Annotated in this window: 15 protein-coding genes; 3 read left to right on the top strand and 12 right to left on the bottom strand. The window is 64.6% G+C overall.

The window, feature by feature from the left end; all coding sequences use genetic code 11:
- Window positions 1–7 precede the first annotated feature (7 nt).
- From AC0L30_RS15410 to uvrC, 8 genes are all read right to left on the bottom strand, one after another.
- Complete coding sequence (locus AC0L30_RS15410) at window positions 8–1483, bottom strand: EAL domain-containing protein (RefSeq protein WP_473253546.1); 1476 nt, start codon at window positions 1481–1483, stop codon at window positions 8–10.
- A gap of 142 nt (window positions 1484–1625) precedes the next feature.
- Window positions 1626–2756: a YihY/virulence factor BrkB family protein gene (locus AC0L30_RS15405; RefSeq protein ID WP_007596871.1), complete on the bottom strand. Its 1131-nt coding sequence runs from the start codon at window positions 2754–2756 to the stop codon at window positions 1626–1628.
- A 2-nt stretch (window positions 2757–2758) separates the two neighbouring features.
- On the bottom strand, window positions 2759–3358 hold the full coding sequence (locus AC0L30_RS15400; RefSeq protein WP_007596868.1) for a hypothetical protein: 600 nt from the start codon (window positions 3356–3358) through the stop codon (window positions 2759–2761).
- Window positions 3359–3448: 90 nt separating this feature from the next.
- Window positions 3449–4408, bottom strand: coding sequence for a 50S ribosomal protein L3 N(5)-glutamine methyltransferase (gene prmB / locus AC0L30_RS15395; protein ID WP_473366996.1), 960 nt, complete (start codon window positions 4406–4408; stop codon window positions 3449–3451).
- On the bottom strand, window positions 4408–4884 hold the full coding sequence (locus tag AC0L30_RS15390; RefSeq protein ID WP_354201597.1) for a molybdenum cofactor biosynthesis protein MoaE: 477 nt from the start codon (window positions 4882–4884) through the stop codon (window positions 4408–4410). Before AC0L30_RS15390 ends, prmB begins: the two co-directional genes overlap by 1 nt.
- 3 nt (window positions 4885–4887) lie before the next feature.
- On the bottom strand, window positions 4888–5139 hold the full coding sequence (gene moaD, locus AC0L30_RS15385) for a molybdopterin converting factor subunit 1 (protein WP_007596861.1): 252 nt from the start codon (window positions 5137–5139) through the stop codon (window positions 4888–4890).
- Entirely contained in the window at window positions 5136–5753 is a 618-nt protein-coding gene (gene pgsA / locus AC0L30_RS15380) for a CDP-diacylglycerol--glycerol-3-phosphate 3-phosphatidyltransferase (protein WP_007596859.1), read from the bottom strand. The genes moaD and pgsA overlap by 4 nt, the downstream gene beginning before the upstream one ends.
- Window positions 5754–5851: 98 nt before the next feature.
- Window positions 5852–7921 carry an excinuclease ABC subunit UvrC gene (gene uvrC, locus AC0L30_RS15375; protein ID WP_473404642.1) on the bottom strand — a complete coding sequence of 690 codons (2070 nt, stop codon included), beginning with the start codon at window positions 7919–7921 and terminating at the stop codon, window positions 5852–5854.
- Window positions 7922–8172: 251 nt separating this feature from the next.
- Here uvrC and AC0L30_RS15370 point away from each other — a divergent pair, with 251 nt between their 5' ends.
- On the top strand, window positions 8173–8796 hold the full coding sequence (locus AC0L30_RS15370; RefSeq protein ID WP_456767743.1) for an outer membrane protein: 624 nt from the start codon (window positions 8173–8175) through the stop codon (window positions 8794–8796).
- Between the two features lie 70 nt (window positions 8797–8866).
- Here AC0L30_RS15370 and AC0L30_RS15365 read toward each other — a convergent pair whose 3' ends face one another.
- From AC0L30_RS15365 to AC0L30_RS15350, 4 genes are all read right to left on the bottom strand, one after another.
- Window positions 8867–9082 (bottom strand): cold-shock protein, encoded by a 216-nt coding sequence (locus tag AC0L30_RS15365; protein ID WP_007614865.1) that lies wholly within the window; start codon window positions 9080–9082, stop codon window positions 8867–8869.
- 249 nt (window positions 9083–9331) lie between these two features.
- The gene (locus AC0L30_RS15360; RefSeq protein WP_219683631.1) at window positions 9332–10192 is read right to left on the bottom strand and encodes a 23S rRNA (adenine(2030)-N(6))-methyltransferase RlmJ; all 861 of its coding nucleotides are present in this window, start codon (window positions 10190–10192) and stop codon (window positions 9332–9334) included.
- Between the two features lie 52 nt (window positions 10193–10244).
- A complete protein-coding gene (locus AC0L30_RS15355; RefSeq protein WP_007596854.1) occupies window positions 10245–10937 on the bottom strand; it encodes a ribonuclease T2 family protein in 693 nt (230 codons plus the stop codon).
- Between the two features lie 120 nt (window positions 10938–11057).
- Complete coding sequence (locus AC0L30_RS15350) at window positions 11058–11522, bottom strand: hypothetical protein (protein ID WP_007596853.1); 465 nt, start codon at window positions 11520–11522, stop codon at window positions 11058–11060.
- Between the two features lie 182 nt (window positions 11523–11704).
- Between AC0L30_RS15350 and AC0L30_RS15345 the strand changes: the two genes are divergently transcribed.
- Both AC0L30_RS15345 and AC0L30_RS15340 read left to right on the top strand, forming a co-directional pair.
- Entirely contained in the window at window positions 11705–11998 is a 294-nt protein-coding gene (locus AC0L30_RS15345) for a hypothetical protein (RefSeq protein ID WP_007596852.1), read from the top strand.
- A gap of 44 nt (window positions 11999–12042) precedes the next feature.
- Entirely contained in the window at window positions 12043–12573 is a 531-nt protein-coding gene (locus tag AC0L30_RS15340) for a DUF3617 domain-containing protein (protein WP_007596851.1), read from the top strand.
- The last annotated feature ends 283 nt before the right edge of the window (window positions 12574–12856 follow it).

The following is a 12856-nucleotide window of genomic DNA, read 5'->3' as shown; positions in this document are numbered from 1 at the left end:
CGGCCGATCAGATGCGGCGCGCGAGCGCGGCGTTGCCGGTGACGCGCTGTGGCGCAGACGCAGCCGATGTCGCGCCCGAGCTGGGTATGCCGGAGCCATTGGATCCCTGAGTGTCCTGTGCCTGGTTCGGCGCGGCGGTAGCAGATGACCCCTCCGGCCGCAATGGCCGGGGCGGCGCGAACAGGAACCCCTGGCCGAACCGCACGTCATAATCGAGCAGGTCGATCACGGCGCGCTCGCCCTCGATCCGCTCGGCGATCAGATCGATGCCGAAGCGGCCGAGCAGGTCGGAGAGGTCGGACGGGTGGATGTCCGAGGTCGAAGCCTGCCTGGGGTCGAGCAGGAGCGAGGCCGGCACCTTGATGAAGCGCACGCCGCGATCGGCGAGCTCGCGCGGTTCGATCCGCAAATCGGTGACATGGTCGATCGAGAAACGGAAGCCACGCTGGGCGAGCGCGGCGAGATTCTCGGTCTCGGCCAGGCCGAGATTGCGGAAGGTCGATTGCTTGAATTCCAGCACCAGCGAGGGCGCCAGCGCCCGGTTGGCCTCGAGGAAATCGAGGTATTGCGCGAAGGTCGTGGAATTGCCGAGCGTGGAAGCCGCGACGTTGCAGAACACGCCGACCTCCTTGTTGCGTACCATCAGGCGTCGCAGCACCTGCACGCACCGCAGCATCACCATGTTGTCGATGCGCCCGATCAGGCCGGAGGCCTCCGCAATGCTGATGAACTCCTCGGCCGCGACCAGCTGGTCACGCTCGTCGCGCAGGCGCGTCACGGCCTCGTAGAAGCGGACCTTGCGCTGCGGCAGCGTCACCATCGGCTGGAGGAAGATGTCGATGCGGTTCTCGTCGATCGCGTTGCGGAGCGTCGCCAGCAATTGGGTCTGGTTGCGGCCGTTGGCGGTCTGAACCGGATTGGCGCTCTGGGTCTGGATCGCCGGTGCCGCCGGCCGTGGCGTCGGCGCGGGTGCCGGGGGAGGGGCAGCCGACCGCTCCTCTTCGAACGGGGCCATCAGGTCGAGCGACGCGTCCTGCTCCTGCCTTGCGACCGGAGCTGGGGCCGGGAGCGGCGCGTTGCCGGCCATCAGATCCTCATGAGCCGAGACGGTGGTGGCGAGCTGCCTGACCAATCCGCCGAGCTCGTTGATCTCGCCGACCACCGCCTGAATGCGGTCTGAGTTGGCCGAATTGGAGGAGGCGATGCGTGCTTCGATCGTGGCAAGCCGGCGGCCGAACTCGGCGACCTGGCGGGCGAGATCGGCGGTGCCGCGCGAAAGGTCGGCGATCTGGCCGCCGACGTCGCTGCGGTCGCGCAACCGCATCGACACTGCATTGTAGAGGATCAGGAAGGTCAGCGCCGTTAGCGCCACGATCGCGGATTCGGTTCCGCTGATGCCGGCGACCGCGTAGAGCACGAGCCCGAGCGAGGCCGCGACCAGAACCATGCAGATGGCGATGAAGATCGTCGAAATACGAATCATGCCGCGCGTTACGCCTCAAGAGCTGACTGCCTGACCGGGAAAACACGGGTGGCGTCTCGAACCCGTCACGCCGCATGCTCCCCCAAGCGGCATGAGCTTAACATCATTGTTGATTCGAGGGGATAGCGACCCAATCGCGGACTCAGGATGGCGCCGCAGCGCCGACCGTGTCGGCCGAGACGGCCTCGCGGGTGCCAAGCGGCTTGGGTGCCCCGGTGGTCGTGTCGCGCAGGGTCTGCCGTTCGATCTCTGAATTCAGCTCGGCCCCAAACATGATGACGATCGCCGACATCCACATCCACATCATCAAGCCGATCGCAGCGCCGAGCGAACCGTAGGTCGCATTGTAATTGGCGAACTCCGAAAGGTACCAGGACAGCAGCGCCGAGCCGGCGATCCAGAGGATCGCGGCCGCCACCGCGCCGAGGCTCAGCCATTGCCAGCGCGGGGCATCGCGGCTGGGCGCGAAGCGGTAGAGGACGGCGAGCGCCGCAAGGAGAATGACGAACAGCACCGGCCATCGCGCCAGCGCCACGATCAGCTTGCTTTCGGGCGCCATGCCGAGGTGGTTGAGCGCGAGCGGGAAGGCGACGACGGCGCCCACCATCAGCAGCAGGGCAACGATGCCACCGACCGTGAAGGCCAGCGAGACCGTGTTTAGCCGGATGAAGCTGCGCTTTTCACGCTCCTCATAGGCGACGTTGAGGGCATCGAAGATGGCTTTGACGCCGGCATTGGCGCTCCAGATCGCGAGCACGAGGCCAAACAGGAAGGTGACACCAAGCGTCGCACCGCCGTGCGACACGACGCGCGCCACCTGGTCCTCGACGATCTGGAACGCACCCTCGGGCAGCATCATCGCGAGCGATTGCAGGTTGGAACTGATTGTCGAGGGATCGGCGAACAGGCCATAGAATGAAACCAGAGCTGTGATGGCGGGAAAAATCGCGAGCAGCCCGAAAAAGACGACGCCACCGGCGGTCGCGAGCAGGCGATCCTCGTCGATGCGCTGATAGGTGCGCCAGAGGATGTCCTTCCAGCCTGCCCACGGGATTGCGAACGGGCTTTTCGCGCGGCGGCCGCGGCCGGGCTGCGAGGCTGCGCCCGTCGGGCTCGTTTCCGGCGAATTCGCCTCGCCGTTGCGGTGGTCTTGCGGAGGTCCCGCCCTGACCAGGCCAGAATCCTGGAAATACCGTTCCGCGGTGAGCACGAACACGGTCGTGGCTGCCACTAACAGCCAGCGGTCGAATTGCTCGGCGCGCCGCATACGCATTTTTAGGTATCCGCTCGGTGGCCGTGACGCCGCCGGCGCGCTGCCGTGAGCCCGACCAGCCCAACGGCCGCGAGCATCAGCCCGAGTTGCACGGGCCGGTTGGACCGAGCCGGCCACGTGCTGCCGCCATGTCCTCCTTCATGTCCGCGTTCGCCCGGCGCGAGCGGCGCCAGGGGAATTGTGGTCGCGACCTCCTTCACCGCCTCCTTCACCGTTCCGCGCGGGATGCGCGGGGTGGCGATAGCCACGCGCAGGCGGCTGGCAAGCGGCACGATCGGCTTGGTCTTGCGCTTCATCTGGGCCATGGCCACGCCGGCGCAGGCGGCGGCCAGGACCAGGAGCACGCCGCCGACGGCGCCGAACCCCCAGAATTGCCCGTAATGGATTGCAATCCAGCGGTACAGGGCAATTAGGCCGACGAAGAAGGCTGCGACGACAAACAAGCCCGCAACCGCGAGCAGTCCGGCCGCAGCCGCATACGACGTCATGCGGCCCGTGGCCTGGTTGCTCCGGTCACGGGCATAGGACTGGGCAGCGCGCTTGAGATGGTTGAGCTTGAGCGCGACGCCGGCGCGCAGCAATTCGCCCGATGGCGCAAGCATGCGGTTATCCTCCGAGTGCGAGAAAATTCGTCGGGGGATGAACGTGGCGGTATTTGACTTGTTCCGACGAGGTCTGCCCGCCGTGATGGATCAGCCGAGATCGGCGGCCGCGATCCAGAACACTTCGCCCTCTGAGTCCTCGGTGTCGAGCCAGAGCAGCGGTAATTCAGGAAAGGCCTCGTCGACCAGTTCGCGGCCGCGTCCGATCTCGCAGATCAGCCCGCCATCCGGCGTCAGGTGGTCGGGCGCGTCGCGCAGGATCCGGCGCACCACGTCGAGACCGTCGGCGCCGCCGTCAAAGGCGAGCTTCGGCTCGGCCCGGCACTCCGGCGGCAGCGCCGCCATGCCTTCGGCATCGACATAAGGCGGGTTGGTGATGATCAGGTCGTATTTGGTGTCACCGAGCGGGGCGAACAGGTCGCCGCGATGCAGGCTGATCCGGTCATCGAGCCCGTATTCGCCGACATTCCGTCTGGCGACGTCGATCGCGCCCTTGGAGATATCGACGGCGTCGATCGTGGCGTTCGGAAAATGATGCGCGGCGAGGATCGCGAGGCATCCCGATCCCGTGCAGAGATCGAGCACGCGCTCGACGGCGCTGGGATCGTCGATCAGCGAGCCGGCTTCGCCGTCGCCGCCGAAATGCGACTCCAAGAGCTCGCCGATGAAGGAGCGGGGAACGATGACGCGCTCGTCGACATAGAACGGCAGGCCGCGCATGTAGATCTTGTTGACGAGATAGGCGGCCGGTTTGCGCGTGGTGACGCGCTGATGAATGAGATCGATGATGATCCTGCCCTCGGCGGCCGTGACGCGCGCGTTGGCAAAAATCTCGAACTGCTCGGGATGCAGATGCAGGGCTTCACAGACCAGGAAGGCCGCTTCCGCGACCGGATCGGGCGTGCCATGGGCAAAGGCAAGCTTGGCCTCATTGAAGCGGCTCACCGCATAGCGGACAAAATCGATCGGCGTGAGAAGCTCGCCGCGGCCCACTTTCGCGAGCTTTGGCGCGGCGCGGCCGCGCACGCTCTTTTTGGTCGTTGTTGCCATCAGGATCGGGTCCAGCGTGCGGTCGCTTCGTCGTCGCGAGCCTGGGCCTCGACCCAGCCGGTGCCGGTGGCGCTCTCTTCCTTCTTCCAGAACGGCGCGTTGGTCTTGAGATAATCCATCAGGAACTCGGCTGCCTGGAACGCGGCCTGGCGGTGCTGCGAGGCGGTCAGCACCAGCACGATGTTCTGGCCGGGCATGAAACGGCCGACGCGATGGATCACCGTGACGCCGTTGAGAGGCCAGCGCGAGGTGGCCTCGTCGGCATGGCGCCTGATCTCTTCCTCGGCCATGCCGGGATAATGCTCGAGCGAGAGCGCGGCGATCTTCGCGCTGTCCTCGTCGCCGCGGCAGATGCCGGAAAAGCTCACGACCGCACCGATATCGGTGCGGTTCCCGGTCAACACCGCGATCTCGCGCGCGATGTCGAAATCGTCTTGCTGGATACGGATGGTGACCGGGCAGGTGGTGACGGGCATGGCCTAGCCGCCGGTCATCGGCGGGAAGAACGCGATCTCGCGAGCGCCCGCGATCGCGGCGTCCGACTTGACGTGGGCATGGTCGATCGCGGCGCGGATCACCTTCGGCTTCTCAAAGGCGTAGGCGTAGGCTTCGCTTTGGCCGGACAGCCAGGCGATCAGCTCTTCCACGGTGCGCACGGTTGCGGGCGGCTCGATGGTCTCCTCGGCCTTGCCGACGCGCTCGCGCACCCAGGCGAAGTACTTCACCTTCATCCCTCATCCTCCTTGATGAGGTGATGGATGCCGGCGCCGAAATAATCGTAGCCGGTGTACATGGTGAGGATCGCCGAGGCCCAGAGCAGCGCCAGCCCGATCATCGAGACCATGGGCACCACCTCATCGCCGGCCGGACCAGCCAGCAGGAAGCCGATGGCGATCAGCTGAACCGTCGTCTTCCACTTCGCAAGCTTGGTCACGGGCACGCTGACGCGCAGCGCGGCAAGATATTCCCGCAGGCCCGAGACCAGGATCTCGCGGCACAGGATCACGATGGCGGCCCACAGCGACCAGCCGTGAATGATGCCGTCGGCGGCCAGCATCAGCAGGCACGAGGCGACCAGAAGCTTGTCGGCGATCGGATCGAGCATGCGGCCGAACGCCGATTGCTGATTCCAGATTCGCGCGTAATAGCCGTCGAGGTAATCGGTGACCGCAGCCGCGATGAAAATGGCGACCGCAACCCAGCGCAGCCACAGCGGGCCGTCCATGATCGACTGTGCGTAGATGCACCCGACCACGACCGGGATCGCGGCGATCCGGCCGTAGGTCAGGATGTTCGGGAGGGACATCGCGCGGCTGGTGGTCCCTCGTGTCGTGGCGATGTTCATCCGTCCTACCAATACCGCTGCAGCCTGAAGGTCAACCGTTCCGCTCCCCAAATGGGGTGCGGGATGCGACGACCATATGACCGCGGCCCCCCTTTATTTCACCCCGGCTGGGGATGGAAATACTCGAAAATCCTGCGAGCGCTCTCGGCGCTCACCCCCGGAACCTTGCCGAGATCGGTGATCGAAGCCCGTTCGATCTCCTTCAGGGTTCCGAAATGGTGCAGCAAGGCACGTTTGCGTGACGGACCGATGCCCGGAATCTCCTGCAAGCCGGCCTCGCGGATATCCTTCTTGCGCAGCTTGCGGTGCGAACCGATGACGAAGCGGTGCGCCTCGTCCCGCAGCCGCTGGATGAAATAGAGCACGGGGTCGCGCGGCTCCAGCTTGATCGCCTCGCGCTCCGGCATGAACAGGGTCTCGCGGCCGGCATCCCGGTCCGGCCCCTTGGCCACCGACATCAGCGCCACCTGGGTCAGGCCGAGATTTGCAAAGATTTCCCGGACGGCGTTGAGCTGGCCGCGGCCGCCGTCGATGATCACGAGATCGGGCCATTGCGGGAAGTCGTCGTCCTTGGTTTTGGCCGCGCCCTCTTCGGGTGGATTGATCAGGCGCTTGAAACGGCGCTCCAGCACTTCGCGCATCATGGCGAAGTCGTCGCCCGGCGTGATCCCTTCCGACTTGATGTTGAACTTGCGGTACTGGTTTTTCACAAAACCGTCTGGGCCGGCGACGATCATGGCGCCGACTGCGTTGGTACCCTGGATATGGCTGTTGTCGTAGACCTCGATCCGCTTCGGCGCATGTGTCAGGCTCAGGGTCGTGGCCATGGCGTCCAGCAGGCGGCTCTGCGTCGCGGTGTCCGCGAGCTTGCGGCCCAGGGCCTCGCGCGCGTTGGTGAGCGCGTGGGTGACGAGCTCCTTCTTCTCGCCGCGCTTCGGCGTGGACACCTCGACCTTGCGGCCGGCCTTGATCGACAGCGCGTTGCCGAGCAGCTCGCTCTCCTCGATCTCGTGCGAGAGCAGGATATTCCTCGGCGGCGGCTTGTCGTCGTAGAACTGGGCGAGGAAGGAGCCGAGCACCTCTTCCGGCGTATACGTCTTCTCCGCGCGCGGGAAATAGGCGCGGTTACCCCAGTTCTGCCCGGTGCGGAAGAAGAACACCTCGACGCAGGAGAAGCCGCCCTCCTGGTGGATGGCGAACACGTCGGCTTCTTCCACCGTGCGCGGATTGATGCCCTGCTGCGACTGGATTGCGGACAGCGCAGCGAGGCGGTCGCGGTAGAGCGCGGCGCTCTCGAATTCGAGCTCGCCGGAGGCCTTCTCCATCTCGGCGGCGAGCTCCTGTTTCACCGCATGGCTCTTGCCGGACAGGAAGTCGCTCGCCTCGCGCACCAGGGTCGTGTAGCCGGGGAAGTCGATCTCGCGGGTGCAGGGGCCGGCGCAACGGCGGATCTGGTAGAGCAGGCAGGGCCGCGAGCGGCTCTCAAAGAAGGAATCCGTGCAGGAGCGGATCAGGAACGCGCGCTGAAGCGCGGTGATGGTGCGGTTGACGGCGCCGGCAGAGGCGAACGGGCCGAAATAGCGACCGGGCCGCGTCTGCGCGCCGCGATGCTTCAGGATCTGAGGCGCCCAATGGTCGCCCGTGATCAGGATGTAGGGAAACGACTTGTCGTCGCGCAGCTGCACGTTGAAGCGCGGCCGAAGCTGCTTGATGAGGTTGGCCTCCAGCAGCAGTGCTTCAGTCTCGGTGTGGGTCGAGATGATTTCCACGGTAACTGTAGCGGCGATCATGCGCAGGATGCGGGCCGGCTGCGGCGCACTCTGGCGCGCATAGTTCGACAGGCGCTTTTTGACGTTCTTGGCCTTGCCGACATAGAGCACGTCGGCATTCGCATTGAGCATGCGGTAGACGCCGGGCGAGGTGGGAGCGAGGCGGACCGCGCGTTCGATCGCCTCGTGGCCGGTCGCCAGCGGCTCTTCGCCGACGGTGCCGCTCTCTTCCAGGATGTCCGGCAGCCGTGCGTCGTCCTCGTCTTCCCCGTTCGCTGTGGCGGGATCGAGGTCGGGCGGCGCCGCTTCGGTTTCCTGGGCCGGGACATCGGGTGCGTTGCCGCGCACGGGTTTGCGCGTGCGTGCGTCGTCCGGATTGTCGGTGGAATCGTGAACCATGGTGCGAATTTAGGCGCTGCGGGTGCCGATTTGAAGTTCGGGCCGTGCGGCACGCACAGGATGGCGGCGCAGTTCCCGGTAACGCTTGCTTAAGCCTGTTAACAGCCCGGTAACCCGACTTAACAGGCCTTTAACTTAAAACTCTCGATAAATCTTACGCGAAAAAGTGGTGGTTCCGTAACCATGCGGTTTTGCCCTCGCGCGGCGGCGCAGGCATCGCACCGGTGGCGGCAGTTGCGTTGGAGTGTGTGATGAAGGGGCTCGTTGTGGGCGCAGCCGCGTTGGCTGCAGTCGGCTGGACGGCTTCGGCAGAGGCCGCCGATCTCAATTACGGGCAGCGTGCGCCCTACACGGTCAATCAGCCGCTCAATGCTTATAGCTGGGCCGGTCCGTATCTCGGTGCCAATCTCGGCTACGAATGGGGTTCGGTGAACAACAATCCCGCAAAACCGTCAGGCTTCGTCGGCGGCGTTCAGGCCGGCTACAATTTCCAGACCGGCCCTTGGGTGTTCGGTGTCGAGGGCGACATCCAGGCCGCCGGTGCCGACGACACCTTCGCGCCGTGGAAGTTCTCCAATCCGTGGTTCGGTACCCTGCGCGGCCGCGCCGGCTACGCCTTCAGCAACGTGCTGTTCTACGGCACGGCGGGCCTCGCCTTCGGCGAGCTGCGCGCGCAGACGTTCGGCTGGACCGAGTCGCACACCAGCGCCGGCTGGACCATCGGTGCCGGCGCGGAAGTTGGGTTCGCGCCGAACTGGAGCGCCAAGCTCGAATATCTCTATATCGATCTGTCGACGAGTCAGTTCGCGATTACGGGCGTGTCAAACGGCTATAGCGCCAGCGTTGTGCGCGCAGGCGTGAACTATCACTTCTGATAGCTAAGAAGAAAATACCGGACCAACCTCCCGGCCGCTTGCGGCCGGGATTTTTTTTACGCCAGGCTCGCTAGGGAAGGATGACCAAATCGACCGCCTTCGGCCCCTTGCCCTTCTTGTCCGGTTCGACTTCGAAAGTAATACGCTGTCCTTCGGCAAGGTCCTTCAGTCCGGCCCGCTCCACAGCAGTAATATGTACGAAGACGTCGCGGCCCCCGTCGTCCGGCTTGATGAATCCGTAGCCGCGCTCACCGTTGAAAAACTTGACCGTTCCCGTCATGGCCATCGGGAAACTCCCCCTCATTGCTCCTCCGTCGTGACGCAGACGCACGTCACGACATGACCGGGCCTTACGAAGCCCGGGAGCTGGCCATCCTTGGGCAGACCATTTGGTCCGACTGGATCTTTCTTAGGCCTTCACTCCGCCGCAACCATTCGCGGAAGCGGAACGTAAAGCCAGTCACGGAAACAGCATAATACGGTTCTCCGCAGATTGACCACCGCTCCTGCATATTTTTCCCAAGATGCCGGAGTGTTACGGTCTCGGCACCTCTAATCGGAATCTGGCAGCGCCACCCTGGCCGAGCGGCATTTCCAGCTCGGGCAGGATCGTCTTGAGCTCGCCCTGCAGCGTGTAAGGGGGATTGACGATCAAGAGCCCGGTGGAGGTGAGAGTTGCACCGTCGGCCTGCGGCGCCACGCTGAATTCGAGGCGCAGGCATTTTCCCGGCGGTTTTGCTGCGGCTGCGAGCCGCGCCACTGATTGCACCAGCGCGTCGGTGGCGCGCCGGCTCTTGGCGGGATACCAGATTACATAGATACCGGTCGGCCATTTCGCGAAAGCCGTCGAGAAGGCCTCGCCGAGCTTTTCGAACTCGTCCTTTGCCTCGAACGGCGGGTCGATCAGGACGATCCCGCGCCGTTCCTTTGGCGGCACGAAAGCCGGCAACGCCATCCAGCCGTCGAGGTCGACCACGCGGGCCTGCTCGTCATGGCGCAGCACGCCGATCAGCGCTTTCCGCGCCTTCGGCTCGAGTTCGCAGGCGACGAGGCGATCCTGCGGCCGCATCAGGGCGCGCGCGATCAGCGGCGAGCCCGGATAGGCCTTGAGCTCGCCTTTCGGATTGAAGGCGCGGACGATGTCGAGATAGGGCTTGGTCAGTGCCATGGCGTCGTTCGACAGCCGCGCCTGCATCAGCCGCGCAATGCCCGTCAGCCACTCGCCGCCGCGGCGCGCCTCGTCGCTTTCGAGATCGTAGAGGCCGGCGCCGGCATGGGTGTCGATGACGCGGAACGCGCCCGGCTTGTCCTGGAGATAGGTGATGATGCGCGCCAGCACGATGTGCTTGATGACATCGGCGAAGTTGCCGGCATGGAAGGCGTGGCGGTAATTCATGCAAGAGCACTACGCCACGTGGCGGCTTGAGCAAAGAGGCACGATGCCTGGGCTACCCACCCCGGATCGGCGGCATCGCCACCTGGTCGCGGCGGCAGGCGCGGCGGTCGATCTCCTCGCAGGCGCGGAATTGCAGGTCCTTGCTGAGGCAGATGCGGACTTCCGATAGCCGCGTCCGGTTGCAGGTGATCGAGACGGCGGCATTGCTGAGGCCCGGATTGGCCTTGATGAAGGCCTCTTCCACCTCCGCCGGCGCCACGGTCTTGGCCTGCGACAGATCGAGATATTCAGCCGGAATCTTGATCGCGGCGCGCGCCTTCCGGATCGTTTCGAAATAGCTGCGGTCGGCGAGCCCCGAGCAGGTGCCGTGCTTGTCCCATTCGTTGAAGATCAGACCCGGCGCCGGCATCAGATCGAGCATGGAGGAGACGATGCTGCGGTTCAGCCGCGGCGACGGCCGCTGGCAATATTCCGGAAAACCGTTCTCATATTGCGGCCACAGACCATGCACCACGAAAGCGTAGGGCCGTCCGCTGCACTGGGTCTGCGAGCGGCCGCCGCGCTCCGCCGCCTCCTCGCAGAAGGAGGGCGACCACGACAGCGACAGCACATAAAAATCGAATTCGCCGGGCGTGTTCTGCCGCTTGTCCTGGGCCTTGGCACCGCCGGCCAGCGCAGCCAGCCCGGCTGCAAGCGTCAGCGAGATCATAAGGCGGGAGAAAAAATGCAATCTGGAATGAAACATGGCGACGCCCCTCAACTAGACTGTGCAGAAGAGCCTAGCAGGCGGTAAGAACATTTCAAGAACAAAATTCGGACGACCGTCGTTCGGCCGCCTGATCGCTCCGGATCAGAACTTTTGCAATTATTGTTTGGCGGCGCGGCAGGCCGGGTTGTAGGCCCAGTTGCGGTCGAGCCCGACCACACACCATTCGACGCCCTGGCCGTAGCCGGCGAAGCCGCCATCCTCGACAATCGAGAAATGCACCTTGCGCAGCTTGCCATCCGTGAGCATAGCCTCGCCGGTGCAATAGCGGCGCGGGATGTTGTCGGACGCCCAGGGCCGGAACGCGGTCTCGTGAACGGCGGAGAAGCCGGTGATCTTCAACGAGGAATTCCAGAACGAGCTTTCTTTCTCCCAGAACTGGCTGGCGATCGTCGGCAGCGCCCTGTCGCATTCGGAGACGTTGCCGTCATAGCGCGGCCCGCTCAGCCAGAAATTCAGCTCCAGCGGATTGGCGGCCCTGGCCTCACCGAGCGACAGCGCCCCGAACAGGAGGCCGAGCACGGCGGCAAAGCGGAGCGATTTCAGGAAGGTCGAGGCGCGCATGGGCAATCCAGACAGCATGATCTGCGAGGGTCGGACGGTGCCGCGAAGGCCGGGGGAGGTCAAGTGCAGCGCGGCAACACTTGCCGACGAGTTGACCGCAATGCTGCACCAGAGGGGTCTTCGGTTCTTTCCACCGCCGCGCCGGCACCGTAAACTGCCACCAACCAATCGGAGTGACGGGAATGCGAATCATTGCGGCCGCGGGCCTACTTGCCTTGGGTATGATGGCGAGCCAGTCGGCGCGCGCCGATCTCCTTCCGGTGCCTCCGTTCAAGGGCAACGACACCGGCGGTATCATCGCCTATTCGATGGCAACCCAGGTCGATGCGCGGCAGGTCGCGGTCGATCACTGCGCGCGCTACGGCAAGGTCGCCAAATTCCTGGCGATGCAGGCCTATGAGGGCGGCTACATCTCGTTCTCCTGCCGCTGGGTGCCTTATGGCGCGGCCGACCAGCCGATCCGCACGCTCTACTGAGGCGCTTTCGCAGCGCCGCTACCTCTCAGCCGGGAGCTTCCCACATGACGCGCAAACTCGCTTTGCTCGGCTCCGCCCTTTGCCTCGTCGTGTCGGCAGGCAGCGCCCGCGCTGACGACCTGCCGGTGCGCAAGGCGGGCCTGTGGGAATTGAAGATGGTCAGGACCGGCACGCCGGTGCCCGAGATGACCATGCAGCACTGCACCGACGAGACCGTCGACAAGGAGATGAACAACAACGTCTCCCCGATGGCCAAGCAGATTTGCGCCAAGCAGGACATCAAGAAGACCGCGACCGGCTATGTCAGCGATTCCGAATGCAATGTCGCCGGCATCAGCACGACCTCGCATGCCGAGATCACCGGCGATTTCAATTCGGCCTATACAGTGAAGACGTCGTCGCACGCGCAAGGCGGCGCCGCCGGCGCAGCAGGCCGCGACACGACCCTGCAGCTCGAAGCGAAATGGCTGGGGGCCTGCAAGCCGGACCAGAAGCCCGGCGACATCGTGATGCCCGGCGGCTTCAAGATGAATGTGCGCGATATGGACAAGCTGAAAGCGCTATTGCCGAAGTAAGGCTCTTCCCCTCTTTCCCTTGCGGGAGAGGGTGTCTCGCCGCCTAGCGGCGAGACGGGTGAGGGGTCTGTCTCCGCGTGTGACTCTTTTCGCTTTTGAATTCGCGGAGAGAGACCCCTCATCCGGCGCTTCGCGCCACCTTCTCCCACAGGGGGCTTGTTGCGTAATCCGTCAATTGTGATTCTCTAAGGCAAAGCCTTGGAGGAATGACGATGGCGGTGAAGCAGACGGGGCAGCCGAGTTTTATTGAGGCTTGGCTCCCGAAGGGAGCAGGTGCCAATGC

Source organism: Bradyrhizobium sp. MI1.11, assembly GCF_055811255.1.
This window is presented reverse-complemented; position numbering and strand designations above follow the sequence as displayed.

What these genes read in the sequence shown, in the direction of transcription:
- AC0L30_RS15390 (WP_354201597.1), bottom strand. Translation starts at nt 4,884, where the DNA reads ATGCCCGTCACCACCTGCCCGGTCACCATCCGTATCCAGCAAGACGAT.
- uvrC (WP_473404642.1), bottom strand. Translation starts at nt 7,921, where the DNA reads ATGGTTCACGATTCCACCGACAATCCGGACGACGCACGCACGCGCAAA.
- AC0L30_RS15355 (WP_007596854.1), bottom strand. Translation starts at nt 10,937, where the DNA reads ATGTTTCATTCCAGATTGCATTTTTTCTCCCGCCTTATGATCTCGCTG.
- AC0L30_RS15360 (WP_219683631.1), bottom strand. Translation starts at nt 10,192, where the DNA reads ATGAATTACCGCCACGCCTTCCATGCCGGCAACTTCGCCGATGTCATC.
- AC0L30_RS15370 (WP_456767743.1), top strand. Translation starts at nt 8,173, where the DNA reads ATGAAGGGGCTCGTTGTGGGCGCAGCCGCGTTGGCTGCAGTCGGCTGG.
- AC0L30_RS15340 (WP_007596851.1), top strand. Translation starts at nt 12,043, where the DNA reads ATGACGCGCAAACTCGCTTTGCTCGGCTCCGCCCTTTGCCTCGTCGTG.
- AC0L30_RS15405 (WP_007596871.1), bottom strand. Translation starts at nt 2,756, where the DNA reads ATGCGTATGCGGCGCGCCGAGCAATTCGACCGCTGGCTGTTAGTGGCA.
- AC0L30_RS15350 (WP_007596853.1), bottom strand. Translation starts at nt 11,522, where the DNA reads ATGCGCGCCTCGACCTTCCTGAAATCGCTCCGCTTTGCCGCCGTGCTC.
- AC0L30_RS15400 (WP_007596868.1), bottom strand. Translation starts at nt 3,358, where the DNA reads ATGCTTGCGCCATCGGGCGAATTGCTGCGCGCCGGCGTCGCGCTCAAG.
- AC0L30_RS15345 (WP_007596852.1), top strand. Translation starts at nt 11,705, where the DNA reads ATGCGAATCATTGCGGCCGCGGGCCTACTTGCCTTGGGTATGATGGCG.
- moaD (WP_007596861.1), bottom strand. Translation starts at nt 5,139, where the DNA reads ATGAAGGTGAAGTACTTCGCCTGGGTGCGCGAGCGCGTCGGCAAGGCC.
- AC0L30_RS15365 (WP_007614865.1), bottom strand. Translation starts at nt 9,082, where the DNA reads ATGGCCATGACGGGAACGGTCAAGTTTTTCAACGGTGAGCGCGGCTAC.
- prmB (WP_473366996.1), bottom strand. Translation starts at nt 4,408, where the DNA reads ATGGCAACAACGACCAAAAAGAGCGTGCGCGGCCGCGCCGCGCCAAAG.
- pgsA (WP_007596859.1), bottom strand. Translation starts at nt 5,753, where the DNA reads ATGAACATCGCCACGACACGAGGGACCACCAGCCGCGCGATGTCCCTC.
- AC0L30_RS15410 (WP_473253546.1), bottom strand. Translation starts at nt 1,483, where the DNA reads ATGATTCGTATTTCGACGATCTTCATCGCCATCTGCATGGTTCTGGTC.